Genomic DNA, 24,853 nt, shown 5'->3' on the forward strand with positions numbered 1-24,853 from the left:
GCGGGTACAGGGCTACTCGTTTTCCCCGCCGCCGGCAATCGCGAGTACGGGTACGAGCCGAGCTACCGGTTGTTCTTGGTCAAGGTGAGGACGATTGCCGCGTCCGTCGGATGAACGGCGCCGGGCCCGGGTTCGATCGAGACCACGGTCCAGTTGGACAGCAGGACGACGAGATCCACGCCCGGCGTCGCCGAGCCGTGGGTGACATTGGTGAATCCGGCCTTCTTCAGCTCGTCGGCGGCGATGGCGCCGTTCTTCCCGATGACATCCGGAATCGCGACATCCCGCACCACCGGCTGCGCAGACGCCGTCGGCGCGGCGACCGCCTGGGTGGGCGCGACGACAGCCGCCGGGGTGCGCCGCGTGCTCTCCGCGGCGTCCTTCGAATCACCGCCGTCGATCGCGGCGCCGACCATGCCGATTCCGCACAGTGCCACCACGCCGACGACGACCCATACCCACGCGTTCGTCTTCTTCTTCGGCGGAACGGGAGGATATTGCTGACCATAAGGCGGCTGCGGGTACGGCTGGTTCGGAAATGGCGGCTGCTGGTGGTTCAAATTCGTTTCTCCCCTGCGAATGTGTTGTGCTGAAAGAAGATCCATCGGCCGAGAGTGCGGTTGACTACACAGGTGTCGACAGCCTGCACTTGTGGATCGTCAGGCCCGATATGAAGCGGTGCTGATGATGCCTTGGGGAAGGTCGTATGATTCCGGGCACCACCGGTCGCGGCGTAGACCGTCGCGTCGGCGATGATCCATACGTCAGCGCGTTCCTTCGCCTTTCCGCTTCCGTCCACGATCGTTCCGCCGATGAAGGTTTTCCCGCGCCAGTCGATGACGATGCCGTTGATGAGTTTCCATCCGGCGGGCGTGATCCCCCTCTGCACGAGTTCGACCACTTCCGCCGAAGCATCGGCGCACCGGCTGTCCGACGGCCCGAAAACCGGTGTCCGGGTGGTGGTGGGTGACCTGTCCGTCGACGTGGGACGGTCAGCGGCGGGCGGGCGGCTGACAGGTGCCGTCGAGGGTTCAGACATATCCTCGCTGCTGCTGAATACCGCGAGGCACCCTCCGCACAGCACCAGGAATCCGGCGAGAACGCCGAGCAGAATCCAGAGGGTGCCGTTCGACTTCTGCGGAGGGCGCGGCAGATCGGGAGAACGCGTGGGTGGTGGAGATGGGTAGGTCACGCAGAGCCCCCTCGAACGTCCGGCACGGGAAGCTCCCCGAACGGGCGCGCCGCCGAGAGCCCGGCAAAACGTACACAGTGCCGTGCGGTGCCGGGCAGTCGATCGAACGGTCGACAGACACCGCCGTTGGATGCGTTGTCCTATGCTCTGCGGCCCCCGCGCACGCGGGTGCGACGCCTCTTCTCCCCAGGAGCACGACATGACCCCCGCCTCGAAGAGCTGGCCGCTGGTGGTCGGCGCCACCGCCCTGGCCCTCGCCTTCGCCGCCCCCACGGCCTCCGCCGCCCCCGCGGGGGACAGCTTCTCCGCAGTGCAGGATCAGGTGACCTCCGGACAGCGGAACGCCATCCGGTCCGCGGAGCAGTACCTCGAGATCTCGGGTTTCTCGCGCAAGGGGCTGATCGATCAGCTCGAGTACGAGGGATTCTCCACCGCGGACGCGACATTCGCGGTGGACAGCTTGGCTGTGGATTGGAACGAGCAGGCGGCGCGGAGCGCGAAGCAGTATCTGGAGCTCACGTCGTTCTCGCGGTCCGGGCTGATCGATCAGCTGGTGTACGAGGGCTTCACGCGAGCCCAGGCGGAGTACGGGGCGAACGCCGCCTATTGAGGGGTCACGCCTCCAGCGCCGCGATCACCGCCGCGGAATCCGCGACCGCGCCGAAAACGCCGCCCTGCATGGTGACCATGTGCAGCGCCGCCTCGTGGTTCCCGGGGTCGGTGGCGCCGGTGCAGTCGGAGAGGATCAGGCACTCGTACCCGCGATCGTTCGCCTCGCGCATGGTCGTGTGCACGCACACATCGGTGGTGATCCCGGTCAGCACGATGTTCCGAATTCCCCTGGTCCGCAGTACGAGATCCAGGTCGGTGGCGTAGAACGCCCCCTTGCCCGGCTTGTCGATGATCGGCTCCCCGGGCAGCGGAGCGACCTCGGGAACGATCTCCCACCCCGGCTCCCCCTGTACCAGAATCCGCCCCTGCGGACCGGCACTCCCGATCTCGGCCCCGATCTGCGCCGAGCGCCACCGCTTGTTGGCGGGCAGGTCGGCCAGATCGGGCCGGTGGCCCTCGCGGGTGTGGATCACGGTCAGCCCGGCGGCGCGGGCGACGGACAGCAACCCGGCGGTGGGGGCGAGGCCGGCGCGGGTGAGGGCGAGGTCGTAGCCCATGGCGTCGACGTAACCGCCGGGCCCGCAGAAATCGACCTGCCAGTCGATGCAGATGACCGCGGTGACGGCCGGGTCGATCGGCCCGTCGTAGGGCCAGGCGTAGGGGCGGGCCTGCACTTGCTTGGTCATGCGCTGACAGCCTCTCGATGGCGAAGGGAAAGGGCGGAGAAGACGGCGGCGCCGACGACCATGCCGACGAGGGCGTCGGAGAGGCCGGGGGCCCATTCGTGGGCGGCGAGCGCGGCGGCGGCGCCGAGGAACCAGGCGGCGAAAGCTTCCCAGCGCCAGGCGGTTTCGCGGGTCGCGCGGCGCAGGACCAGCTGGTCCAGGATCAGGACGATGCCGATGGGCGGGACGATGACGCCGAGCAGGTTGAGCCAGGTCTCGAAGTGCGACCAGACGCCTGCCACCGCGAGCAGCACGCCGATCGCCCCGAGCACGACGCTCAGGGCGCGCATGCGCTGCCCGGTGAGCTGGCTCCAGCCGACGGCGCCGTTGTACAGGCAGTGCGCGCAGACGGAGCCCAGGTTCACGAAGACGAAGATCACCGCCACCGGCACCAGCCAGCCGCCCCGGTCGATGAGGATCGAGAGGAAGTTGCCGCCGTCGGTGCCGGGGTTCGCCGCGGCGCCGAGCGCGACGATGAGGCCGCCGATCACCAGGGCCACGGTATTGCCGACGGGGAACGCGGAGAACGCGGCGAGGAAGCCCTCACGACCGTTCTTCGACCAGCGGGTGAAATCGGCGGTCATGGTGCCGGAGTCGATGAAGCAGGCGATCACCAGGGTGACGGCGGCGCCGAGGCTCAGGGCGGAGCCCGCGCCGGCGTAGCCGAGCGCCGAACCCCAGCTCCCCTCGCCGAGCGCGAGCACCACGGCGGTGCTGCCGAGCGCCAGGTAGAGCGGCGCGGCGATGACGCCGATGGCGGAGAGCGCGCGGATGCCGAGCAGGGTCACCAGGACGTAGCCGATTCCGGCGCCGAGCGAGGTCAGCCGTTCGTCCCAGCCGAGGCTGGTCGCGAGGATCGAGCCGGTGAGCCCGGTCTGGAAGGCGAACCAGCCGATCACCACGGTCGCCAGGAAGCCGGAGACCACGCGGTAGCCGCGGCGCCCGAAGGTGCCGACGGCGATGAGCGCGAAACTCTTCCCCGTCTTCCCGGCGAGGTAGCTCAGCGCCCCGACGTAGGCCATGAGCACGAGGTTGCCGAGCAGGATCGCCAGCATCCCCCGCCAGAACCCGAGCGAGTACACGATGAGCCCGCCGAAGACGGCACAGGTGAGGATCATCGGGAAGCCGAGCCAGACGGCCGACACGGAGGCGAGGCTGCGCCGCGCCGACGCGGGCACCGGGACGCTCTCGTACTCGTCGCTCGGAGCGGGCGCCGCGACCGGTGCCGTATTCAGCTCTGTACTCATGGCTGTATACGTTCGCGACCTCATGTTTCCCCGGCGGGCGCGCGCTGTTACGGGTCTGTGTCCGGATCGGCCCCCGGTTACGGAGATGTGGCCGAATCCTCTCGGCCCTAGGCTTTTCGCCGTGGAGCCCGCCGAACACTTCCTGCCCTTCCGTAAGAACACCGTGATCGCGCTCTGCGCGGCGGCGCTGCCCGACGCCGAGCGCGGGCCGTTCACCGACTTCGCCCGGCTGCTGGCCGCGCTGGTGCACCACGAGTTCCACGAGCGCGGGGAGGCCGCGCTCGACGCCTACCAGGTGGTGGATCCCTCGGAAGACGAGCGGGTGCTCACCCCCGCGACGGCGGAGCAGCGGGCGGCGGCCCGCGCGACGGTGGAGCGGGAGCTGGTGGCGCTGGCGGAGGCGGCCGACTACACCCGGATCCCGGCCGACGAGATGCGGCGGGCGTTCACCGAGCACGCGCTGGTGAAGGTGCGGCTGGAGGTGGACGAGAGCGAGTTCGAGACGGCGCTCTTCTTCCGGCGCGGGGTCTCGCAGCGCACCGAGCGGGTGCCGTGGCTCTTCGGGCTGCGCCACCGCGATCTCGAATTCACCAGCTACGCCAAGGTTCTCGTCTACATCGCGTTCGCGGAGCCGGAGGGCGGGGTGCTGCTCAAGCTCTTCCAGAACGTGCCGAAGAACGATCTGGAGATGCTCTACCCGACGGTCCGGGTGCGGATGCGGCCGCTGGACAAGCTGCTCATCGGGGTGCCCGCGGCGGTGTCGGGAATCGTCGTCGTTGCCACCAAGCTGATCGCCTCGCTGGGGCCGGTGGTGCTGCTGCTGGCGTTCTGGGCGGGGCTGCGCGACGACCCGGTGCGGCTGGACCAGGCCGCGCTGATCACGCTCGGAGCGGGGCTGGCGGCGTTCGGCGGGTACCTGGTGCGGCAGTTCTCCAAGTTCAAGAACCGCAAGCTGCAGCTCATGAAGACGCTCTCCGAGCACCTCTACTTCCGCAACCTGGACAACGACCAGGGCGTCCTCCAGCACCTGCTCGGGGCGGCGGAGGAATCCGAGGTGAAGGAGGCGGTGCTGGCCTACTACTTCCTGCTCACGGCGGAGACGCCGCTCACCGGGGCGGAGCTGGACGCCCGGGTCGAGGAGTGGTTCCGCGAGCAGTGGGCGGCAACCTTCGACTTCCGGATCCGGGATGGGCTGCGGCGGCTGCGCGAACTCGACCTGCTCACCGCGGACGAGCGGGGCGGGCTCGGCGTGCTGCCGCTGGCCGCGGCGCGGGCCCGGCTGGATCGGCGCTGGGACCGGCTGTTCCGGCGGACTATCCCCGCATTCCCGCCAGTCGCCCGGCAATGATGCGCTCGGCGTCGCCGACGATCCCCGCGACGACCTCCTTGCACGAGAGCACCTCGTCGATCAGCCCCTGCGACTGACCGGCCCACCACAGCCCGCCGTCCATATCGCCGGCGCCGAGCACCTCGCGCCTGCCGCGCTCGCCGGAGGCCAGGTGCGCGATGTCGGCGAAGGTGGCGCCGGGGCGCCGGGAGAGCTCGGCGATCTCCTCGGAGACGGCATTGCGGGCGACCCGCGCGGTATTGCGGAACTCGCGGAAGATCACCTGGGTGGCGCGCTCGTCGTTGGCGACGATCTGCCGCTTGACGTTCTCGTGGATCGGGGCCTCCAGGGTCGCGACGAAGCGGGTGCCCATGTTCACCGCGTCGGCGCCGAGCGCGAGCGCGGCGACCAGCCCGGCGCCGTCGGCGATGCCGCCGGAGGCGATGATCGGGATGCTCAGTTTGCGGGCCGCGGCATTGATGAGCACCAGGCCGGGGACGTCGTCCTCGCCGGGGTGGCCGGCGCACTCGAAGCCGTCGATGCTGATGGCGTCGACGCCGAGCCGCTCGGCCTTGAGCGCGTGCCGCACGGCGACCGCCTTGTGCACCACCTTCACCCCGTTGGCCTTGAAGGTCGGCAGGTGCGGCTCGGGGTTGGCGCCCGCGGTCTCGACGATCTTCACGCCACCGGCCACGATGGCGTCCCGGTACTCGTCGTAGGGCACCGGGTTGCGGGTGGGCAGGATGGTGAGGTTGACGCCGAAGGGTTTGTCGGTGCGCTCCCGCACCCGGGCGATCTCGGCGACCAGCGCCTCCGGCGTGGGCTGGGTGAGCGCGGTGAGGAAGCCGAGCGCGCCGGCCTCGGCCACCGCGGCGATGAGCTCGGCGGTGCCGACGGCGGTCATGCCGCCGCAGACGACGGGGTGCTCGATCCCGAATTCCTCGGTGAACCTGGTCTTCAACACCGTTCGATGAGACCACATCGCAGCACTGAGGGAAATGCTGTTCTCATCCAGTGAGAGCGTGATCACCACGGTGCCCCCATTTTCTTCAGACCAGCCTTTTGGGGCTGGCCCGGCGGGACCGCGCGGCGTCGAATGTGCGCGGGGGCACGTCATCGGACGGGCCGGGAGGAGCGGAACACATGCGGGGCAGGGTTGTGGCGGCGCTGGCGCTGGTGCTGATCGCGGCGGCCGGGGCGGGGCCGACGGCATCGGCGCAGCCGGCCGCCGTCGCGGCGGGCGCGACGGCGCCGAACGGGTCGCGGATCGAGAAGGTGGAGACGGTGGACGCGCGAAATATCGTGCTGCACATCCACTCCGCCGCCATGGGCAAGACGGTGCCGGTGGAGGTGCAGCGCCCCGCCGACACCTCGGTGCCGCGCCCGGTGCTCTACCTGCTGAACGGCGGCGGTGGCGGCGAGGACGGCGTCGCCACCTGGGCCGGGAAGACCGACGCGCTCGGCTTCCTCGCCGACAAGGAGGTCAATGTGGTGACCGCCATCGGCGGCCGCTGGAGCTACTACGCGGACTGGGAGCGGCCGGATCCCGTACTCGGCGTGAACAAGTGGCAGACCTTCTTCACCGAGGAGCTGCCGCCGATCATCGACGCGGCGCTGCACACCAACGGCAACAACTCGATCGCGGGGATCTCCATGGCGGGCACCTCGGTGCTGCTGCTCGCGATCACCAAGCCGGGGCTCTACCGCAGCGTCGGGGCCTACAGCGGCTGCGCGCAGACCAGCGATCCGGTGGGGCACCGGCTGGTGCAGATGTCGGTGGAGACCTGGGGCGGCGGTACCGTGGAGAACCTCTGGGGGCCGCCGGAGGCACCCGGCTGGGCGGCGAACGACCCGCTGGTGCAGGCCGAGAAGCTGCGCGGCACCACGCTCTACCTCTCCAGCGGCGGCGGGCTGCCCGGCCGCTACGACCGGCTCGGCGACCCGTTCATGATGGGCGACCCGAACAATCCGGAGCAGCTGGCGAACCAGATCGTGATCGGCGGGGTCATCGAGGCGGGCACCGCGTACTGCACCCGCAACCTGGCGAACCGCCTCGCGGAGCTGGACATCCCGGCGACGGTGGAGATCGCGCCGGACGGCTCGCACTCCTGGGGGTACTGGCAGGACGATCTGAAGCGGTCCTGGCCCGCGCTCTCGGCGGGGTTGTACTGAGTGCTAGGCGGCGAGCTCGTGCTCCGCGGCGCGCGGGCGGACCAGGACGGCCTCCGCGCCGGTGCGGCCCTCGGCGCTGGTGAAGCTGACCTGCTGCCCCTCGGCGAGGGTGCGGTAACCCGGCTGGTCGATGCTGCCGAACTCGACGAAGACCTCGGTGTCGTCGTCGGCGCGGATGAAGCCGAAGCCCTTGGCGGCGTCGAACCAGGCGACGGTGCCGGTGCGCCACTCCATCAGGCGCCCGCCGCCGCGGCGTCGGCACCCGACCCGCGCATCACCTGCTGCCACCAGGAGGAGAGCGGGCTCGGGTCCGGCCACTCGACCGCGGGGGCGGAGTCCTCGGGGATATCGGTGCGCTCCGAGCCGCGTCGATTCGTGCCGGACTGACGTGTCATGACGGCGTTCTCCTCTGCTGCGATCCACCACCGGGGCAGCCGGTGGTGTTCGCGTTATTCCCGGGGGTCCCGAAATGAAACCTCGGCTATCGCACCGCGCGGAGCAGCCGTTGCCGCGGGTGGCTGAAGTCGACGACCGTGGGGTAGCCGCCGCGCCGCGGGTCGAAGGGCTCCTGGTCGGTGGCGGCCCGGTCGGTGAGCGAGCACAGGATGTGCCAGCCGAAGTGGTCCGGGTGCAGCGGTGCCTCCGCGCGGCTGACGCCGCTGATCCGCACCGTGACCCGCCTGGCGTCGACGGCGATCTCGCAGCGCACCGCGGAGCCGGGCGCCGGGTCGGCCATGAGCGCGGTCGCGGCCTCGTCGATGGCGAGGCCGAGGTCGACGATCTCGGCGGTGTTCAGCCCGGCCTGCAGCCCGGTCGCCTCGGCGAGCGCGCGCAACGTCATGAGCTGGGAGAGGTCGGGCGCGACCCGGAGCTCGACCCGGGCCGGGGTGGCCGTCGGCCGGGAGCGCGGGCGCGGCCGGGCAGCGGGGCGGGTGCCCCGGTGGCCGCGGGGGAAGTGCGGGCGCATGGACATGGGATGCCTGTTCCGGACCTCGCGCGGGGTCAGGCCGGGTTCGGGGCGCCGCCGTTTCCGTCGGCGGTGCGGCGGGCCCGGCCGCCCGGGCGCCGGGTGGGCCGGGGCAGCAGCCCCGAACGGCGCCTGGCGCGGGAGATCCTGCTGGTCGAAGCGGTGTCGGACAGGGTGGCGTCGACGGTGGGGCCCGGGCGCGCGGCGTCGTCGCCGGGGCGCGGGTCGGGGCGGGCGGTGTGGCCGTGGGCCGGCTCCCGCCGGTCCTGGTCGAGCGGCGGGCGCCGGTAGCGCAGCGGCACCAGCAGCCACACGGTGAGAAAGAGCAGCCCGGTGACGGCGCCCGCCAGCGCCGCCGCCACCATGCCGATCACGGCCGCGACGATCAGCACCACCACCGCGGTGAGCGCGAGCCCGAGCAGCAGCAGCCCGGTCAGCGCGCAGCGGTGCGCCGCCGTCACGACCTCCTCCAGGCGCCTGCGCCGGAAGAGCACGCGGTGCCAGGAGACCGGGGCCACCAGCACGACGGTGGCCGCCATGGCGAAGGTGACCGCGGCCAGGTAGATGCCGCGCTCGGCGCCGCCCAAATCCTCGAAGCCGTCCTGGAAGGGCAGGATCAGCAGCAGGCCGGTGAGCAGCTGCACACCGGTCTGCAGCACCCGCAGCTCCTGGAGCAGCTGGCCGAAGTTGCGGTCGAGCCGCTCGGTCGCGGTCTCGCCGCGGGCCTGCCAGTTCCAGGCGTCGCCCTGCGGGTCCTCGGTCCGGTCGCCGCGTGGCTGCGGACCACCGTGGTTTCCGGTCATGACGATCGCTGCTCCTGCCCGTGTTCTCGTAAGCGGTGCTACCCGGTTCCCCGCTGTTCATTCGGGCCGCACCCGCAACTCACACGAGCGGCGGGCACCGGAGCCGAGGCTCCGATGCCCGCCGTTGCCGCGTCCCCGGGTCAGCGCGCTTCGGGGCGCCAGGTCGCGACCGCCCAGATGACCACCACGTCCAGCGCGATGATCAGCAGCGACCACGCCGGGTAGTAGGGCAGCCAGAGGAAATTGCTGATGATGGAGAGCGCCGCCAGCCCGATGGCGGTGACCCGGGCCCAGGTCGCACCGGTCATCAGCCCGACCGCGGCGATGCCGAGCAGCACGCCGAGCACGATGTGGATCCAGCCCCAGGTGGTGGTGTCGAACGAGTACACGTACTCCGGGCCGACCACGAACAGCGCGTCTTCGGCGACCGCCGAGATGCCCTGCAGCACCGAGAGCACGGCGACAGCGAGCAGCAGTACCGCGGCGGCGATCGATGTGGCCGCCGCGAAGCCCTGGCGCACGGGGTGCCCGGTTTCGCCTGCGTGTGTCATGGGAGACCCCTCTCGTCGGGTGGGTTTTCGGTGTCGCCGAATCTCCTCCCCCGACTCGCCGCACGCATCACCCGATTCGGGTGAGTTCTATTGCTACCAGCGGAAACGGAGTATCTTCACATTTCCAGGACCGATTTGCTCAGAAGTAGCTCGATCGACCATCCGAGGAGGCGGCGTGGCGCTGTCGACGGTGATCGGCACGGCGGGTTTCCGCACCATCGCCCGGCCCGAGCTGGTCGCGGCGATCGAAGAGGCGGTCCGGCCCGGGGCAGCGCGGGTGCTGGTACTGAGCGCGCCCGCGGGCAGCGGCCGCACCTCGCTGCTCACCGCGTGGGCCGAGCAGAGCCGGTTCGCGGCCGCGCTGCTCACCGTCACCCCGGAACGCGCGACGGCGAGCGCCTTCGCGGGGGTGCTCGCCGCGCGGCTCGGCCTGCCCCACCCCTCCGCCGGGCACCGCACCCCGGCGAGCGCGCTCACCGCGCTGCTCGCGGGCCGTCCCCCGGACGCCCCGCACACCGTGCTGATCCTGGACGATGTGCACCTGATCGACGACCCGCTGGTGCTGGCCGGGCTGGAGCAGTTCCTCCGGCTGGCGCCGCCCACCCTGGTCACCGTGCTCTCCGGGCGCTTCGACCCGCCGCTGCGCTGGCACACCATGCCGGACCAGCGGATGCGGCGTCTCGGCGCGGATCGGCTCGCCTTCACCGAGGCCGAGGCGGCGCTGGTCTGCGCGGCGCAGGGCTGCCCGCCGGAGCCCGCCGAGCTGGACGCGATCATGCGGCTCACCGCGGGCTGGCCCGCGCTGGTCCGGATCGCCGCGCTCTACCTGGCCGCCTACCCCGGCGACCGCAGCGCCGCGCTCGCGGTGCTGGCCAGGCCGGCGGCGGCGGTCTCCGACTTCCTGATCGGCGAGCTGCTCGACTCGCTCCCCGCCGAGCTCCGCGACTTCCTGGTGCTGACCAGCGTGCCGGAGCAGTTCACCGAGCCGCTGGCCGCGCTGCTGGCCGGGCCGGAGACCGGCGACCGGCTGGACCGGCTGGAGCGGCTCGGCTTCCCGCTCACCCGCACCGGCGCGGGGGGCACACTCTGGTACCGCTACCACCCGCTGCTCCGCGCCTTCCTGCTGGCCGAGGTGAACCGGCTCGGCCCGGAGCGCGCGGCCCGGCTGCACCTGGTGACCGCGCAGTGGCTGCAGGCGGCCGGGCTCGGCTCGGCGGCGCTGCCGCACCTGCTGGCCCAGCCGGACGACGAGCCGGTCCGCGGCTACCTGCGCACCAGCGGCCCCGCGGTGGTGCTCGCCGGGGACGGCCCCGGCCTGCTCACCGCGCTCACCCGGGAGCGGCCGCTGCTCGCCGACGACCCCTTCGTCTGGGCGCTGCGCGCGGTGGACGCGCTGGTGCGCGGCGAGAACGAGAACGCCGTCGCCTACCTCGACGTGCTCGCCACCAGGAGCGGAACCCCGTCGTTCGCGCCGCCCGGCTGGGTGGCCGCGCTGGCGGCCGCGGCCGGGCTGGAGGCGGCGCTGGTCACCGCGGGCACGCGGGCGCCGGAGGCGGAGCCGCCGAGCACCGCGCACCCCGATATCGACGGCTACGCGGCGGTGCAGTGGGCCACGCTCGCGGTGCTCGACGGCGGCCGGGAGCGCGGCGAGGAGCTGCTGCGCCGCGCGCTCACCTTGGCCGAGAGCACCGGGCAGCCGCGGCTGATGGTGCGCGCGGCCACCCGGCTCGCCATGGCCGCCGGGCTCGCCGACGACCTCGGCGGCATGCGGCGGCGGGCCGAGTACGCGCTGGACTGCGCGGAGCGGCACGGGGTGCGGGAGGTGACCGATGTCGCGCAGGCCCGCGCCATGCTGGTCTTCTCCGGCTACCTGCGCGGGGAGGAGCAGGGCGGGGCGGCGCTGGACGGTGTCTGCGCGGTGCGGCCGGACGCGGCCGGGATCGCGGATCCGGTGGCGGGCAGGCACGCGCTGGTGGTGGGGTTGCTGGTGCGCTGCGGGCAGGCCACCGACCGGTACGCGGCCGTCACCGAGCTGCGCGAGCAGCTGCTCGGGCTGCTCGACCGGCACCCGCGCCCCGCGGTGGTGGGCGGGCTGATCCGGCACACCGTGTGGGAGCTGCTCGCGGTGCAGGAGCCGGTGGCGGCGCGCAGCCTGCTCGACCGCGCCAGGGAACGGCTCGGCGAGCTGCCGGACGTGGTGGCGGGGGCGGCCGCGCTGGCGCACGCGGCCGGGCGGCCCAAGGCGGTGCGGTCGCTGCTGGAGCCGATCGCCGGGACCGCCGTGCCGAAGGTGACCGGGGTGACGGCGCTGCTGCTGCTCGCCGCCGCGCACCGGGCCACCGGCGTGCCCGCGCGCGCCCGCGGGTGCCTGGAGTCGGCGGTCGAGCTGGCCGAGCCGGAGCACCTGGTGCGGCCGTTCCTGGAGGTGCCGGGGGTGATCGGCCTGCTGGACGAGACGGCGGGGTCCTTCGGGCACCGCGACGCCTTCGTCGCCGCGGTGCGCGGGCACGCGGCGGCCGGGCGCGGGCGGGCTGGGCACGGCTTGACCGAGACCGAGATGCAGGTGCTCGCGCGGCTGCCGTCGGGGCGCACGGCCGGTGAGATCGCCGTCGACCTCGGTATCTCGGTGAACACGGTGAAGACGCACCTGCGCGGCATCTACACCAAGTTGCACGCGCACTCGCGCACCGGGGCGCTGGATCGGGCGCGGCACCTGGGGTTGCTGTGAGGAGCGGGGTCAGGCGGCTCGGCGGGCGCGGTTGCGGTCGCGCAGCAGGCGGATGACCGCGCGTTCGAGGATGTCGCGGCGAGCATCCTCGTCCTCCTGCTTCCCCGCCCGCGGCAGCGCGCTCGCGATGGTCTCGCCGTTCTCCCAGGCGCGCACCACCCGCGGGTCGACATAGGACTCGCGGGCGACGGTCGGGGTATTGCCGAGCGCCTCGGCGACGGTCTCCATGACCTCCTTGCGCACCCGCTTGCGGCCGCGCTCGGAATCCGGGCGGCCGAGCGTGGCGAAGGTGACCGCGGCCAGCACCGTGCCCTGCCAGGTGCGCAGGTCCTTGGCGCTGCACTCGCAGTCGGCGAGCTCCTTGAAGCGGGCATTGACGTCGTCGGAGTGCAGCTCGCGGTAGGCGTCGCCCTGCCGGTAGACGAGCAGGCGATCGGAGCCGGAGCGGCCGCGGCGCAGCGAGCGCACCGCCCGCGCCAGCCTGGCGTCGGTGACCCGGACCCGGCGGCGCAGCCCGCTCTTGGCGGTGTAGTCGAACAGCATGGCGTCGCCGCTCACCGTGACCTGCTCGCGCAGCAGGGTGGCGACGCCGCGGGTGCCGTTCTCCTCCGCGTACTCCTCGCCGCCGACCCGGAAGACGCCGCGGTCGAGCAGGTCGACCGCGACCGCCTCCACCCGGCGGCGCGGCAGCCCGCTCAGCCCGAGGTCGGCGTGCACCCGCTCGCGCACCGCGGGCAGCTTGGCGGCGAGCGTGAGCACCCGGTCGAACTTCTCCTCGCCCCTGGCCGAGCGCCAGCGCTCGTGGTAGAGGTACTGCTTGCGCCCGGCCGCGTCGGTGCCGACGGCCTGGATGTGGCCGTTCGGGTGCGCGCTGATCCACACGTCCTTCCAGGCGGGCGGGATCACCAGCGCGCGGATGCGCTCGATGTCCTCCGGGTCCGCCGGGCCGCCGTCGGCGGTGTGGTACGAGAAGCCCTTGCCGCGACGCACCCGTCGCAGGCCGGGTCCACCGGGGTCGCTCCGCCGTAACCGCATACCCTGCGGGTACCTTCCCCCGGCCCGCTCATTCCTGCTTTTCCGGTGGTGAGCACCCCGGTTTCCGCCGGGTGGCGCCGGGTACACCCGCCGCACTCGACGGAGAGGAGGGCCGGCATGGCCGCTCGCGGAAATGTGCCGGGTGCGGGGGAATTCGTGCCGGAGGGCGCCGGGATCGCCGAGTTGCGCGCGGCCGCCGCCGGGTGCCGCGGCTGCGACCTGCACCGGGACGCCACGCAGACGGTGTTCGGCGAGGGGCCCGCGCATGCCGCCCTGTTGCTGGTCGGCGAGCAGCCCGGGGATCAGGAGGACCGGCGCGGGCACCCGTTCGTCGGCCCCGCGGGCGGGCTACTCGACCGGGCGCTGGACGAGGCGGGCATCGACCGCGGCGCCTGCTACCTCACCAACGCGGTCAAACACTTCCGCTTCACCGAGCGCGGCAAGCGGCGGATCCACCGGCAGCCGGGGCGCACCGAGATCGTGGCCTGCGCGCCCTGGCTCGCCGCCGAGCTGCGCGCGGTGCGGCCGCGGCTGGTGCTCTGCCTCGGTGCCATCGCGGCGCAGGCGGTGCTCGGCACCGGGTTCCGGGTGAGCGAGCGGCGCGGTGAGCTGGTCGAGCTGCCCGGGCATGCGGTGCTCGCCACGGTGCATCCGTCGGCGGTGCTGCGTGCCCCGGACCGGGAGGAGGCGTACCGCGAGTTCGCCGCCGACCTCGGCCGGGCGCGGGCCGCACTGGAAGCTCTGCCACGATGAGCCGGTGAGCGAGACACCCGACCCCGAGGTGCTGGAGCTGGCCGGTCGCCTCTTCGACCTGGCCAGGGGCGGTGCGGCGGCGGCGCTCGCCGGGTACCTGGACGCCGGGGTGCCGGTGGATCTCACCAATTCACGCGGGGACACGCTCGTCATGCTGGCCGCCTACCACGGGCACGCGGAGGCGGTCCGGGTGCTGCTGGAGCGTGGGGCCGATCCGGATCGGGCCAATGATCGCGGGCAGACGCCGCTGGCGGGGGCCGTTTTCAAGGGGGAGGCCGAGGTGGTGCGGGTGCTCGTCGCGGGCGGGGCGGACCCGGATGCCGGGAGTCCGTCCGCACGCGACGCCGCGGCGATGTTCGGCAAGACCGAACTCCTCGCGCTCTTCGGCTGAGGGGCCCGTACCGCACGCCGACCTCGCGCCGCAGTACAGCCCGGCGGCCGCGCGCGGCCGAGCCGAGTCTCCGACTCAGCTGCCGCGACCCACCCTCACCACCCCGCGGCGCGAACCGCCGCCACCGCCTTGCGCGCGGCGACCAGCACCGGATCCCAGACCGGCGAGTACGGCGGCGCGTAGCCGAGGTCGAGCGTGGTCATCTGCTCGACCGTCATCCGGGCGGTGAGCGCGACGGCGGCGATGTCGACCCGCTTGCCCGCACCCTCCTGCCCCACGATTTGGGTGCCGAGCAACCGGCCGGTGCGCCGCTCGGCCAGCATCTTCACCGTCATGGGGCTGGCGTCCGGGTAGTACCCGGCCCGGCTGGTCGACTCGATCGTCACGCTCACGAACTGCAACCCCGCCGCGGTCGCGTCCGCCTCGCGCAGCCCGGTCCTGGCCACCTCGAGCGCGCACACCTTGCTCACCGCGGTGCCGACCACGCCGGGGAAGGTCGCGTACCCGCCGCCGACCCCGGTGCCGATGATCTGCCCGTGCTTGTTGGCGTGCGTGCCGAGCGCGATGTGCCGCTCCCGCCCGGAGACCAGGTCGAGCACCTCGACGCAGTCGCCCCCGGCCCAGATGTCGGCGTGGCCGCGCACCCGCATGGCCAGGTCGGTGCGGAGCCCGCCCGACTCCCCCAGCGGCAGCCCCGCCGCGGCCGCCAGATCGGTCGCCGGGCGCACGCCGAGGCCGAGCACCACCACGTCGGCCGGGTACGAGCCGTCGGCGGTCTCGACCGCGCGCACCCGGCCGTCCGGGCCGGTGCCGATGGCGGTCACCCGCGCCTCGTTGACCACGGTGATCCCCATGCCGTCCATGGCCTTGCGGACCAGCGCGCCCATATCCGGGTCCAGGGTGGACATGGGCTCGGCGCCGCGGTGCAGCATGGTCACCCGGTAGCCGCGCTGGATGAGCGCCTCCGCCATCTCGACGCCGATGTACCCGGCGCCGATGACCACCGCGTCGCCGGAGTCCTGGCCGGTCAGGGTATCGATCAGCGCCTGCCCGTCGTCCAGGGTCTGCACGCCGTGCACGCCGGGGGCGTCGATGCCGGGAAGCGGCGGGCGGATCGGCTCGGCGCCGGTGGCGAGGACGAGTTTGTCGTATCCGGTCCAGGATTCCGCGCCGGTGTCGTCGCGGACCAGGACCCGGCGGCCCGCGGGGTCCAGCTCCAGCGCCTCGTGGCCGAAGCGCAGGTCGATCGCGCGCTCCCGGTGCTCCTCGGGGGTGCGGGCGATCAGGTCGTCCCGGTCGTCCACCGCCCCGCCCACCCAGTACGGGATGCCGCAGGCCGAGTAAGAGGCGAAATGCCCGCGCTCGAAGACCACGATCTCCAGCTCGCCCGGGTCCCGCAGCCGCCGCGCCTGCGACGCCGCGGCCATTCCGGTCGCGTCCCCGCCGATCACCACCAGTCGCTCGCTCATGGGCGCCACGCTACCGCCGGGCGGTGTCCGGACCGGTCCGCGATGCCGCGACCACCGGCCCCGCGCCTAGTACGGTGGAGCGGGCCACCGCGCGTGATCGGGGCCCGGCGCGAGAGCAGGAAAGGGTGGCGAGATGACCGAGTCGTATGCACAGTGGTACGAACGCCATTCGCCGCCCGGGAAGATCCTGGCCGCGCAGTACACCAGCGCCGACCCGATCCGCTACAACGGCAGCCTGGTCTACCCCATGTACTCCGAGGAGTTCGGGACCCCCGGCGCGCGGCTCGCGATGACAGCACTTTCCGCCGCTCCGCCCGCCGGGCTCCGCGGCTGGGGCATCGGGCTCTCGGTGCTCGACGGCCACCTGCGCTTCGACGGCAGGAAGCTCGGCGGCATCGACGTCTGGGGCGACGCGCTCGCCACCGGGCTCAGCATCGAGCTGGCGGGCAACTCCCCCGAGGCGCTCTTCACCCTCACCCCCGTCTGGGTGGACGACCGCGGGGTGCAGAAGTCGTGGGAGGGGAACTACGGCATCCTCGTCGAGCACCTGCCCGACGGGCGCATCACGCTCTGGTGCAGCGTCGGCGAGGGGCCGCCGAACTTCGCCAACCTCGTGGTGGAGATCAGCACCGGCGCGCTCGACGACGAGCCCGCCGCGCCGCAGGAGAACGAGGCGCAGCTGCTCGACGATCAGTACGTCACGCTGCCGATTCGGTACCGGGCGGAGCGGCCGGACGGGGGGCGGGTCGTGCTCGTCGACACCGCCGAGGTGCCCGAAGTGCCCGAGGTTCCCGACGCGCCCGAGGCCAAGGTCGCGCGGCGCGGGGGCGGGTGGGTGAGCAGGCGGGATTACGCGCCGCCCGCGGACGGGTCGGCCGGGCGGTGGGATCGGCAGGCGCCGGAGGAGGCTTCGGTTCGGCGGCCGAGCGGGGAGTTGCCGCCGGTGCCGGAGGGGCTCGGGGAGGAGTCGCCGTTCGGGCCCGGGGTCGGGGTGGAGGGGGTTGGGCAGGGGGTGGGGGCTGGTTCGAAGCAGTCGGGCGAGTCCGGGGCGAGGCAGCTGGGCGGGTCGGGGGCGAAGCAGCCGGGCGAATCCGGGTTGAAGCAGCCGGGCGGGTCCGGATCCGGGGGGCCGGGTGAATCCGGGCAGGTGCGGCGGGGTGTTGCCGACGGGTCGGGGCAGCCGGGTGCATCGGGCGGCGGTGCGCGGCCGGTGGCAGGTGCGGCCGGGTTCGGGCGACAGGCGCCGGGGAACGATTCGGGCAGTGCCGGGTCAGGGACCGGGGAGTGGGTGGCTTCGGTGCCGGTCGGCGGGCGGGCTTCTTCCGAGGTGGCCGGGTTCGGCCGGGGGCCGGTGGAGCCGGCCGCGGGAGCGGACGGGCGGGTCGAGCAGCGGCGGGATACCGCCGGGCAGCGCGGCGCTCGGGAGCAGAGCGGGCCGGGTCGGCCCGCGGCGGTGGAGCCGAAGGGCGGCCCGCCCGATTCGGCGGCCGCGGCGCCGGGCCGCAACGAGGAGCGGTCGGCCGCCCGCACCGGCGGCCAGCACGCGTTGCCGACCCGCGCCGGGCGGCGACCCGACATCCGCGAATCGCGGTACGGACAGCGGCCGACCGCGCCGGCCGAGAAGCTGACCGGCAGGCACGGGCAGGGCCGGCCTCCGGCCACCGCCGCCCAGCCGGGCGCGAATCTGGCGGCCGGGTTGCACGGGATGCGTGGTGACGAGTCGGACCAGCGCCGGGAGAGTTTCGCTGCGCGCCTGCAAGCGCTGCGCGGGGAGCGGGCGGTGCTGGCTCAGCCGCATCGGCATCAGGCACCTGAGCAGGTCGACGATGCCCGTCCCGGGGATGGGGATCGATCCGCCAGCCCGGGGAGCTTGCCCCCTCGCGATGGAGGCACCCCTGCAGATGCCGGCGAGCCGGGCTCGCGTCGGCCCGTTCCGAAGCGGATCGCCGACGATCGGCAGAATCCGCTCGAAAGCCCGCCCCCGGACGAGGGTCGGCGCGGGGTGGTCCCGCGACGTGCAGGCACAGCCGCAGCTCGCGGCGGGCGCCCGGAAGAGACCGGCCGAACCGCGCCGCAGGGTGCGAGCGAGCCGGTCGCCAACAGCGCAGTGGCGCCTCTCGGTGCCGGCCACACCGCAGCCGTGCCCACGCCGCGCGGCGGCGAGCGCCCGACGTCGGCCACCTCGGGATTCGGGCGACATCCAGAGCAGACCCCGCCCGCGACCGGTACGACTGCGTCAGGCGTCGATGGGCGGCAGCAGACGACCGCGACCGGAAGCAGCACGACTACACCGCGTGCCGCGGGCGAGCAGCGAACATACGGTCCTCGTGCCGAGGGGCGACAGCAGAGCACCGGAGGGAGCACCTCCGGACCTGACTCCGAGGGGCGGCCATCGCCCGCGGCCGGAAGCAGTGCGACCACACCACGCGCCGGAGACAGGCAGCCGGCGACCGAACTCGAGAGTGGGCCCTCCACAGCACGCACCGAGGGTCCGCCGCAGATGCCCGCGCGTGCGAGTGGCACGACGGCGCCTCGTGCTGGAGACAGGCAGCCAGCAACCGAGTCTGTCAATGGCCCCGCCACGCCACGCACCGACGGGCGGCGGCAGACACCCGCACCCGGGAGCGATACGGCCCCGGCACGTGCCGGAGGCAGGCAGCTCCCAACCGGCCCCGACGGTGGCCCCACCGCGCCACGTGCCGAGGACCGGCGGCAAACCACGACGCACGAGAGCGGCACGATTACGCCACACGGCGGAGGCGGGCAGTCGCCCACCGCGCCTGAGAGTGGCGGCGCCGCACCGCGAGCCGAGGGACGGCAGTCGGCAACCGCACCTGAAAGTGGCGGCGCCGCACCACGAGCCGAGGGACGGCAGTCGGCGACCACGCCTGAAAGAGGCGGCGCCGCACCGAGAGCCGAGGGACGGCGGTTGGCGACCGCGCCTGATGGTGGCGGCTCCGCGCGGCGGGCGGAGGGCAGGCAACCGGCAGCCACGCCTGAACGGGGTGCCTCCGTGCCGCAGGCCGAAGGCAGGCAACCGGAAACCGTGCCTGCGAATGGCGGCTCCGCACCGCGAGCCGAGGGACGGCAGCCGGAAGCCGCGTCGGAGAGGGGCCATACCGCGCGACGCGCCGAGGGGCGGCAGCAAACGCCCGCGCCCGGGAGCGACACGATCCCGCCAGGCGGCGGGGGCGGGCAGCCGACGACCGTGCGTGAGAGCGGTGCCTCGGCGCCGCACAACGAGGGGCGGCAGCCAAGGGACGGGGCCGGGAGCGGCGGGATCGCGTCGGGGGAGGGAATAGCTCCGGACCGCGCCGTTTTCAATGCGGATGCGCCGCGCCTCGAAGGGCAGGCGGAGCAGTCCGCGCGCGAGGGCGGCGGTGGCGCCTCCCGTGCCGAGGATCCGCGGCACGGGGGCGGGGCGGGCACGCCACAGGTCGGTGTGCGGCCGCGCGCGGCAGGTGCGCCGCGGGACGGACGGTCACCGAACCCGGCGGCGCCCGCGGCAGGTGTGGTTGCGCCGGGCGGTGAACCGCACTCGAACCGAGCCGCGTCCGAGGCGGGGGCGCCGATACTGCGCGTCGACGGGCAGGTTGTGGCTGAAGGCGGAGCTCTCCCGCATGCCTCGCGGCAGTCCAAGGAAGTTGCTTCCGAGGGAGGGCCAGTCTCCCAGCGGGCTGGGGAGTTGCCGCACAGAGCCGCGCCCGACGCGGGGACGGGCACCCAGCGCGCCGAAGGGTTGCCGCGCGGAGCCGCGCCCGATGGGGGGACGGCCTCCCAGCGCGCCCAGAAGTTGCCGCGCAGAGTCGCGCCCGAGGCGACCTCCTCACCACAGTCCGGGCAACTGCCGCGGAGAGTTACGCCTGAGGCAGGAGCGAACTCGCAGCGCGCGGAGCAGCGGCCTCACGAAATCGCGTCCGGGGGCGATGCGATCGCACCGCGAGGGAGTGTGCGGGCGAGCGAGGCAACGCCGCGCGCCGGAGGGCAGACGGTGCCCGATCCGCGGACCGGCTCGGAGGCACGTGAGGCGGAGAGCGGTCGGCGGACAGCGGACATGAACGCGGTACCGCGAGGCGAGCGGGACGTGCCGCGAGGAGCCGACGGGAGCGGCACTCGCCGGGCCGACCGGACCGCTCCGGGCGAGGACGCGGCACAGCGGGTCGACCGGGATACGCCGCACCGGGTGGCACCGCAAGCGGGTGGTGCGAACCGAACTGGCGGGAGCGCTGTGCAGCAGCCCGACCGGCCCGCCGCACAGCGGGACATCACGAATGTGCCGCAGCGGGAGGATCGGGAAGCAAGAGCTGGCCAGAACGCGCCTCAGTCAACCGAAGAAAGCGTGCCGGACCAGACTTCACCAGCCCCCGGACAACCCGGGGAACAACCACCCGGCTTCGGCGGCTGGAGCGCCGCAACCCTCCAGCACAACCCCGACACCCTCCCCCCGCGCCGCAGCGTCTACGGCCCCCCGCCGGTCCCCCGCGGCCAGGGCGGCATCGTCGGCGACCCCGGTTACCGGGGCGCCCTGTACGACCTCGGCCTCGCCATGTACCGCCGCGGCGACACCGGGTCCGCGCGCGGCCTGCTGACCCAGGCCGCGGAGGCGGGGCACGTGGCCGCCGCCTACGACCTGGGATCACTGCTGCGCGACGAGGGCGATAGCACCGGCGCGGAGGCGTGGTGGCGCGCCGCGGCGGCGCACGGTGAGCCGCGGGCGGCGGCGAGCCTGAGGGAACTGCGCGCGGGCGAAAACCCGTAGCGTTCGAGAAGTGAGGTGCGCTACCGTCCCGGGCATGGGAGGTAGCCCCGGTGAGTTCCGCGCGGTCGTGAGCGCGCGGTCGATGCCGTCCGCCCGCTTGCGCCGCGCCGCCGCCTAGGCCCGCCGGCGCACCGAACCTTCCCGGCCTGCGGTGCAGGTCGTAGTACAGCCGTGCCCGGCATGGGTCAGGCGCCTTCACCGGTTCCCGATTCGCCTTCTGCCGAAGGATCCCATGCCTCGCCATTCCCGGCCGGCGCGCGTGCGCGCCCGGCTGTCCCAGAATTTCCTCGTCGACCCGGCGGCGGTGCGCGCGATCGTGCGCGCGGCGGCGCTGCGACCCTCCGATCTCGTGCTCGAACCCGGCCCCGGCGCGGGGGCGCTCACCCGGGCGCTGGTACGCGCGGCGGGCCGGGTGCGCGCCTACGAGCTGGACGAGCACCACGCACGGCGCCTCGGCGCCCGCTACCACCGCCATCCGCGAATCACCGTGGAGCATCGCGACTTTCGCACGGTGCGGCCACCGAGGGAGCCGTTCGCGGTCGTCGCCAATATCCCGTTCGCGGCGAGCACCGACATTCTGCGATGGTGTCTGGAGGCACCGGCGCTGACCTCGGCCACCCTGCTCACCCAGCGCGAGTTCGCGCGCAAGCACAGCGGCGATTACGGCCGCTGGTCGCGGCTGGCGATCCAGCAGTGGCCGCACACCGAATTCGTGCTCGGGCCGCGGGTGGGCAGGCACAGCTTCCACCCGGTCCCGGCCGTGGACGCCGCGGTCCTGCTCGTGAACCGCCGAACCGAGCCGCTGCTTCGGAAGGAAGCGCTCGACGGCTACCGCCGCCTGGTGGAGCTGGGCTTCGTGGGCAGGGGCGGCTCGTTCGCCGCCTCACTCGCCCGCGAGTACTCCCGCAAGCGAGTTCACATTGCTTGTCGCGCAGCCGAATTGGTATCGGACACACCGGTGGGGCTGGTCACCCCCGACCAGTGGCTCACCGTCCACCGAACCCTCACACCGGAGTGAAATCCCGGGCCGCGATATAACCGGGCCGCGCCGCGGGCGCCGCGTACGGCTCCCGCAGCGCGTTCTCCACGCTGTTGAACACCAGGAAGATATTCGACCGCGGGAACGGGGTGATGTTGTTCCCCGACCCGTGCATGAGATTCGAGTCGAAGAGCAGCGCCGACCCCGCCGCCCCGGTGAACTGGGTGATCCCGTACCGGGCGGCCAGGGCGGTGATGTCGTCCTGCGTCGGCACCCCGATCTCCTGCTCGCGCAGCGATTCCCGGTAGTGCTCGGCGGGGGTGCTGCCCAGGCAGGGCACGAAGGTGCGGTGCGAGCCGGGCATGACCATGAGGCTGCCGTTGATCGGGTAGTTGTCGGTGAGCGCGATGGAGAGGCTCACCGACCGCGGCGCCGGCATGCCGTCCTCGGCGTGCCAGGTCTCGAAATCCGAGTGCCAGTAGAAGCCGTTGCCGCGGAACCCGGGCATCAGGTTGATCCGGGTCTGGTGCAGGTAGACGTCGGAGCCGAGGACCTGGCGGGCCAGGTCGACGATCCGGGGCCGCCGCGCCAGCTCGGCGAAGGCGGCGCTCGACCTGTGCACCTCGAAGAGCGAGCGCACCTCGCGCGACGACTTCTCCACCACGAGGCGGTCGTCGCCGGCGAGCGCCGGGTCCGCGGCGAGCCGATCGATCTCGGCCGCGAACTCGGCGACCTCGGTGGGCGCGAGCAGCGCGTCGAAGACGGCGAAGCCGTCGTCGGAGAAGCGCTCCAGCTCCGCGGTCTCGACCTTTCCCCATACCGTCGGATCCGGGCGCTCCACGTGCGCCGCCCTGGTGGGCAGCCGGGTGCGGTAGCGGTCGGTGCGGTCGGTGCCGGTTTCGATCCCGTCGTGCACGAGGGCGTCCTCTCAGCTGGTTACCTCGACGAGCGGGTAGACGCCGTTCTCGTCGTGGACCTCCTGACCGGTGACCGGCGGGTTGAACACGCACAGCATGCGCAGCTGGGTGCGCGCCTCCACCCGGTGCTTCTCGTGCCCGTTGAGCAGGTACATCGAGCCGGGGCCGAGGTCGTAGGTGACGTCGTTGTCGAGGTCGTGCAGCGTCCCCTCGCCCTCCACCAGCCAGACGGCCTCGATGTGGTTGAGGTAGTGGAAGACGTGGGTCGAGCCGGCCTCGATGGTGGTCTCGTGGAAACTGAAGCCGACACCGTCGCCGCCGAGCACGATGCGCTTGCTGCGCCAGCCCGCGCCGGCCACGTCACGCTCGGTGCCGGTGATCTCCTGGGTGGTTCTGACGATCATTCTCATCCTCCCATCACGTTGTCGACGGCCGCGCCGAGCCGGGCGAGGCCCTCGGTGAGTTCGTCGGCGGTCAGGGTCAGCGGCGGCAGCAGCTTGACGACCTCGTCCATGGAGCCCGAGGTCTCCACCAGCAGCCCGCGCTCGAACGCCGCCTGGCCGACCTTGCCCGCCTGGCCCGGATCATCGAAGACCAGGCCGTGCACCATACCGCGGCCGCGGGTGGAGAGCCCGGGGAAGTTCTCCGCGAGCTTGCCGAGCTCGGTGGCGACCTGCTCGCCGTTGGCGAGCGTGGCCCGCTCCAGCGTGTCGTCGCTCCAGTAGTGCTTCAGCGCGGCCGAGGCGGTGACGAAGGCCGGGTTGTTGCCGCGGAAGGTGCCGTTGTGCTCGCCCGGGTTCCACTGGTCGTGCTCCGGCTTGAAGAGCACCAGCGCCATCGGCAGGCCGTAGCCGCCGATCGACTTGGAGAGCGTCACGATGTCCGGCGTGATGCCGGCGGCCTCGAAGGAGAAGAACGGGCCGGTGCGGCCGCAGCCCATCTGCACGTCGTCGACGATCAGCAGGATGCCGCGCGCGGAGCACAGCTCGGCCAGGTGCCGCAGCCACTCCGGGCGGGCCAGGTTCACGCCGCCCTCGCCCTGCACGGTCTCGACGATCACCGCGGCCGGGCGGTCGAAGCCGGACGAGGTGTCGTCCAGCACCCGCTCCATCCACTGGAAGTCGGCGACGGTGTTGTCGAAGTAGCCGTCGTACGGCATCGGGGTGGCGTGCACCAGCGGCACACCGGCGCCCGCGCGCTTGGCGGCGTTGCCGGTGACCGAGAGCGCGCCCAGCGTCATGCCGTGGAAGGCGTTGGTGAAGCTCAGGATGGTCTTGCGGCCGGTGATCTTGCGGGCCAGCTTGAGCGCCGCCTCGACGGCATTGGCGCCGGTCGGGCCGGGGAACTGCACCTTGTAGTCCAGCCCGCGCGGGGCGAGCAGGGTGTCGCGGATGGTGAGGAGCAGGTCCCGCTTGGCCACGGTGGACATGTCGAGGCCGTGGGTGATTCCGTCGCTCGCGATGTAATCGAGCAGCGGCTTCTTGAGCACGTCGTTGTTGTGGCCGTAGTTCAGCGCGCCCGCGCCCGCGAAGAAGTCGAGGAAGTCCTTGCCCTCCTCGTCCTTCAGCCAGGCGCCTTTGGCGGTGGTGAAGACGGTCGGCCAGGAGCGGCAGTAGCCCCGGACATCGGACTCGAGGCTCTCGAAAATGGTGGTCTCGGCGGTGATCATCGGTGCTCCTCCGGGGTGATAGGGGCGATGGTGTAGAGGTCTTCGGCCTCGTGGCTGTCGGGGAAGGCCGAGGGATCGAACAGGGGGCGCTTGATCATGTCGGCGCCGCGCTTGCGGGCGACCGAGCCGAACATCGCGATCGACGCCTCGTTGTCCGGGGAGACGGTGGTCTCCAGGATCGAGACACCGGCGGCGGCCGTGTCGTCCAGCAGTTTGTGCAGCAGCGCGGTGCCGGTGCCCTTGCCGCGCTGCGAGGGGTCGACCGCCACCTGCCAGACGAAGACGGTGTCCGGCGCCTTGGGGCGGACGAAGCCGATCACGAACCCGACGACCTCGCCGTCGACCTCGGCGACCACCGAGGTGGCCGGGAAGTCACGGCACCACAGCAGGTAGGCGTAGCTCGAGTTGGCGTCGAGCACCTGGGAGTCCTTGGCGATCCGCCAGATCTGCGCGGCGTCGCCCACGCGCGGCGCGCGCAGCACGGTTCTGCCGCGGTCGGTCGCACGCGCGGTGGGCGGGGACAGGGTTGGCGTTGACATACATCTCCCTCGTCGGGT

The 24,853-nt window shown here is 72.9% G+C and carries 24 protein-coding genes; 8 read left to right on the forward strand and 16 right to left on the reverse strand.

All coding sequences use genetic code 11. The features are described 5' to 3' along the window. Positions 1-62: 62 nt before the first annotated feature. Positions 63-560 carry a PASTA domain-containing protein gene (locus AB0H71_RS32690; protein WP_357029009.1) on the reverse strand — a complete coding sequence of 166 codons (498 nt, stop codon included), beginning with the start codon at positions 558-560 and terminating at the stop codon, positions 63-65. After that, positions 557-1,192 (reverse strand): DUF2510 domain-containing protein, encoded by a 636-nt coding sequence (locus tag AB0H71_RS32695; RefSeq protein WP_357029012.1) that lies wholly within the window; start codon positions 1,190-1,192, stop codon positions 557-559. Before AB0H71_RS32695 ends, AB0H71_RS32690 begins: the two co-directional genes overlap by 4 nt. A gap of 199 nt (positions 1,193-1,391) precedes the next feature. On the opposite strand from AB0H71_RS32695, the gene AB0H71_RS32700 reads away from it, so the two are divergent. Next, positions 1,392-1,802, forward strand: a complete 411-nt coding sequence (locus AB0H71_RS32700; RefSeq protein WP_357029014.1) for an Ltp family lipoprotein — start codon at positions 1,392-1,394, stop codon at positions 1,800-1,802. A 4-nt stretch (positions 1,803-1,806) separates the two neighbouring features. Here AB0H71_RS32700 and AB0H71_RS32705 read toward each other — a convergent pair whose 3' ends face one another. Further along, positions 1,807-2,490 (reverse strand): isochorismatase family cysteine hydrolase, encoded by a 684-nt coding sequence (locus AB0H71_RS32705; protein WP_357029017.1) that lies wholly within the window; start codon positions 2,488-2,490, stop codon positions 1,807-1,809. After that, positions 2,487-3,776, reverse strand: a complete 1,290-nt coding sequence (locus AB0H71_RS32710) for a cytosine permease (RefSeq protein WP_357029020.1) — start codon at positions 3,774-3,776, stop codon at positions 2,487-2,489. The genes AB0H71_RS32705 and AB0H71_RS32710 overlap by 4 nt, the downstream gene beginning before the upstream one ends. 121 nt (positions 3,777-3,897) lie before the next feature. Between AB0H71_RS32710 and AB0H71_RS32715 the strand changes: the two genes are divergently transcribed. Further along, positions 3,898-5,124, forward strand: a complete 1,227-nt coding sequence (locus AB0H71_RS32715; RefSeq protein ID WP_357029023.1) for a TMEM143 family protein — start codon at positions 3,898-3,900, stop codon at positions 5,122-5,124. Here the strand turns inward: AB0H71_RS32715 and AB0H71_RS32720 are convergent. Further along, positions 5,090-6,085 carry a nitronate monooxygenase family protein gene (locus AB0H71_RS32720; RefSeq protein ID WP_357029026.1) on the reverse strand — a complete coding sequence of 332 codons (996 nt, stop codon included), beginning with the start codon at positions 6,083-6,085 and terminating at the stop codon, positions 5,090-5,092. The genes AB0H71_RS32715 and AB0H71_RS32720 overlap by 35 nt on opposite strands. Positions 6,086-6,246: 161 nt before the next feature. Here AB0H71_RS32720 and AB0H71_RS32725 point away from each other — a divergent pair, with 161 nt between their 5' ends. Then, the gene (locus AB0H71_RS32725) at positions 6,247-7,275 is read left to right on the forward strand and encodes an alpha/beta hydrolase family protein (protein ID WP_357029029.1); all 1,029 of its coding nucleotides are present in this window, start codon (positions 6,247-6,249) and stop codon (positions 7,273-7,275) included. Between the two features lie 3 nt (positions 7,276-7,278). Here AB0H71_RS32725 and AB0H71_RS32730 read toward each other — a convergent pair whose 3' ends face one another. The 5 genes from AB0H71_RS32730 to AB0H71_RS32750 all read right to left on the reverse strand — a co-directional run bounded on the left by AB0H71_RS32730 (position 7,279) and on the right by AB0H71_RS32750 (position 9,596). Then, positions 7,279-7,509, reverse strand: a complete 231-nt coding sequence (locus AB0H71_RS32730; RefSeq protein WP_357029032.1) for a cold shock domain-containing protein — start codon at positions 7,507-7,509, stop codon at positions 7,279-7,281. Then, entirely contained in the window at positions 7,509-7,670 is a 162-nt protein-coding gene (locus AB0H71_RS32735; protein WP_357029034.1) for a hypothetical protein, read from the reverse strand. The genes AB0H71_RS32730 and AB0H71_RS32735 overlap by 1 nt, the downstream gene beginning before the upstream one ends. 86 nt (positions 7,671-7,756) lie before the next feature. Next, positions 7,757-8,248, reverse strand: coding sequence for an anti-sigma factor (locus AB0H71_RS32740; protein ID WP_357029037.1), 492 nt, complete (start codon positions 8,246-8,248; stop codon positions 7,757-7,759). A 29-nt stretch (positions 8,249-8,277) separates the two neighbouring features. Further along, the gene (locus AB0H71_RS32745; RefSeq protein ID WP_357029040.1) at positions 8,278-9,045 is read right to left on the reverse strand and encodes a DUF6328 family protein; all 768 of its coding nucleotides are present in this window, start codon (positions 9,043-9,045) and stop codon (positions 8,278-8,280) included. Between the two features lie 140 nt (positions 9,046-9,185). After that, positions 9,186-9,596 (reverse strand): hypothetical protein, encoded by a 411-nt coding sequence (locus AB0H71_RS32750; protein WP_357029043.1) that lies wholly within the window; start codon positions 9,594-9,596, stop codon positions 9,186-9,188. Positions 9,597-9,771: 175 nt separating this feature from the next. On the opposite strand from AB0H71_RS32750, the gene AB0H71_RS32755 reads away from it, so the two are divergent. Then, on the forward strand, positions 9,772-12,324 hold the full coding sequence (locus AB0H71_RS32755) for a LuxR C-terminal-related transcriptional regulator (protein WP_357029046.1): 2,553 nt from the start codon (positions 9,772-9,774) through the stop codon (positions 12,322-12,324). 9 nt (positions 12,325-12,333) lie between these two features. Here the strand turns inward: AB0H71_RS32755 and AB0H71_RS32760 are convergent, their stop codons facing one another. Next, the gene (locus AB0H71_RS32760; protein WP_357029049.1) at positions 12,334-13,359 is read right to left on the reverse strand and encodes a DNA topoisomerase IB; all 1,026 of its coding nucleotides are present in this window, start codon (positions 13,357-13,359) and stop codon (positions 12,334-12,336) included. Between the two features lie 117 nt (positions 13,360-13,476). On the opposite strand from AB0H71_RS32760, the gene AB0H71_RS32765 reads away from it, so the two are divergent. Both AB0H71_RS32765 and AB0H71_RS32770 read left to right on the forward strand, forming a co-directional pair. After that, positions 13,477-14,112 carry a UdgX family uracil-DNA binding protein gene (locus AB0H71_RS32765; protein WP_357029052.1) on the forward strand — a complete coding sequence of 212 codons (636 nt, stop codon included), beginning with the start codon at positions 13,477-13,479 and terminating at the stop codon, positions 14,110-14,112. 4 nt (positions 14,113-14,116) lie between these two features. Then, entirely contained in the window at positions 14,117-14,503 is a 387-nt protein-coding gene (locus AB0H71_RS32770; protein WP_357029055.1) for an ankyrin repeat domain-containing protein, read from the forward strand. A 95-nt stretch (positions 14,504-14,598) separates the two neighbouring features. On the opposite strand, the gene AB0H71_RS32775 is transcribed toward AB0H71_RS32770, so the two are convergent. Further along, a complete protein-coding gene (locus AB0H71_RS32775; RefSeq protein WP_357029058.1) occupies positions 14,599-15,972 on the reverse strand; it encodes an FAD-dependent oxidoreductase in 1,374 nt (457 codons plus the stop codon). A gap of 133 nt (positions 15,973-16,105) precedes the next feature. Between AB0H71_RS32775 and AB0H71_RS32780 the strand changes: the two genes are divergently transcribed. After that, positions 16,106-20,731: a hypothetical protein gene (locus AB0H71_RS32780; RefSeq protein ID WP_357029060.1), complete on the forward strand. Its 4,626-nt coding sequence runs from the start codon at positions 16,106-16,108 to the stop codon at positions 20,729-20,731. A 232-nt stretch (positions 20,732-20,963) separates the two neighbouring features. After that, positions 20,964-21,749, forward strand: coding sequence for a 23S ribosomal RNA methyltransferase Erm (gene erm, locus AB0H71_RS32785; RefSeq protein WP_357029063.1), 786 nt, complete (start codon positions 20,964-20,966; stop codon positions 21,747-21,749). Here the strand turns inward: erm and thpD are convergent. From thpD to ectA, 4 genes are read right to left on the reverse strand one after another with little or no spacing between them, the layout of a single operon-like run. Continuing rightward, positions 21,736-22,626 (reverse strand): ectoine hydroxylase, encoded by an 891-nt coding sequence (gene thpD, locus AB0H71_RS32790; protein ID WP_357029066.1) that lies wholly within the window; start codon positions 22,624-22,626, stop codon positions 21,736-21,738. The two genes, erm and thpD, sit on opposite strands and share 14 nt — an antisense overlap. Positions 22,627-22,638: 12 nt before the next feature. Further along, entirely contained in the window at positions 22,639-23,031 is a 393-nt protein-coding gene (locus AB0H71_RS32795; RefSeq protein WP_357029069.1) for an ectoine synthase, read from the reverse strand. A gap of 2 nt (positions 23,032-23,033) precedes the next feature. Continuing rightward, complete coding sequence (gene ectB, locus AB0H71_RS32800) at positions 23,034-24,296, reverse strand: diaminobutyrate--2-oxoglutarate transaminase (RefSeq protein ID WP_357029072.1); 1,263 nt, start codon at positions 24,294-24,296, stop codon at positions 23,034-23,036. Then, positions 24,293-24,835: a diaminobutyrate acetyltransferase gene (ectA, locus tag AB0H71_RS32805; protein WP_357029075.1), complete on the reverse strand. Its 543-nt coding sequence runs from the start codon at positions 24,833-24,835 to the stop codon at positions 24,293-24,295. The genes ectB and ectA overlap by 4 nt, the downstream gene beginning before the upstream one ends. Positions 24,836-24,853: the final 18 nt, after the last annotated feature.

It is taken from the genome of Nocardia sp. NPDC050697, from assembly GCF_040654395.1.
Lineage (GTDB): Bacteria > Actinomycetota > Actinomycetes > Mycobacteriales > Mycobacteriaceae > Nocardia.

Bases quoted from the DNA above. Each gene is read 5' to 3' on its own strand.
- AB0H71_RS32700 (WP_357029014.1), top strand. From the start codon at position 1,392: ATGACCCCCGCCTCGAAGAGCTGGCCGCTGGTGGTCGGCGCCACCGCC.
- AB0H71_RS32705 (WP_357029017.1), bottom strand. From the start codon at position 2,490: ATGACCAAGCAAGTGCAGGCCCGCCCCTACGCCTGGCCCTACGACGGG.
- AB0H71_RS32710 (WP_357029020.1), bottom strand. From the start codon at position 3,776: ATGAGTACAGAGCTGAATACGGCACCGGTCGCGGCGCCCGCTCCGAGC.
- AB0H71_RS32720 (WP_357029026.1), bottom strand. From the start codon at position 6,085: ATGTGGTCTCATCGAACGGTGTTGAAGACCAGGTTCACCGAGGAATTC.
- AB0H71_RS32725 (WP_357029029.1), top strand. From the start codon at position 6,247: ATGCGGGGCAGGGTTGTGGCGGCGCTGGCGCTGGTGCTGATCGCGGCG.
- AB0H71_RS32730 (WP_357029032.1), bottom strand. From the start codon at position 7,509: ATGGAGTGGCGCACCGGCACCGTCGCCTGGTTCGACGCCGCCAAGGGC.
- AB0H71_RS32735 (WP_357029034.1), bottom strand. From the start codon at position 7,670: ATGACACGTCAGTCCGGCACGAATCGACGCGGCTCGGAGCGCACCGAT.
- AB0H71_RS32740 (WP_357029037.1), bottom strand. From the start codon at position 8,248: ATGTCCATGCGCCCGCACTTCCCCCGCGGCCACCGGGGCACCCGCCCC.
- AB0H71_RS32745 (WP_357029040.1), bottom strand. From the start codon at position 9,045: ATGACCGGAAACCACGGTGGTCCGCAGCCACGCGGCGACCGGACCGAG.
- AB0H71_RS32750 (WP_357029043.1), bottom strand. From the start codon at position 9,596: ATGACACACGCAGGCGAAACCGGGCACCCCGTGCGCCAGGGCTTCGCG.
- AB0H71_RS32760 (WP_357029049.1), bottom strand. From the start codon at position 13,359: ATGCGGTTACGGCGGAGCGACCCCGGTGGACCCGGCCTGCGACGGGTG.
- AB0H71_RS32765 (WP_357029052.1), top strand. From the start codon at position 13,477: ATGGCCGCTCGCGGAAATGTGCCGGGTGCGGGGGAATTCGTGCCGGAG.
- AB0H71_RS32775 (WP_357029058.1), bottom strand. From the start codon at position 15,972: ATGAGCGAGCGACTGGTGGTGATCGGCGGGGACGCGACCGGAATGGCC.
- AB0H71_RS32780 (WP_357029060.1), top strand. From the start codon at position 16,106: ATGACCGAGTCGTATGCACAGTGGTACGAACGCCATTCGCCGCCCGGG.
- erm (WP_357029063.1), top strand. From the start codon at position 20,964: ATGCCTCGCCATTCCCGGCCGGCGCGCGTGCGCGCCCGGCTGTCCCAG.
- AB0H71_RS32795 (WP_357029069.1), bottom strand. From the start codon at position 23,031: ATGATCGTCAGAACCACCCAGGAGATCACCGGCACCGAGCGTGACGTG.
- ectB (WP_357029072.1), bottom strand. From the start codon at position 24,296: ATGATCACCGCCGAGACCACCATTTTCGAGAGCCTCGAGTCCGATGTC.
- ectA (WP_357029075.1), bottom strand. From the start codon at position 24,835: ATGTCAACGCCAACCCTGTCCCCGCCCACCGCGCGTGCGACCGACCGC.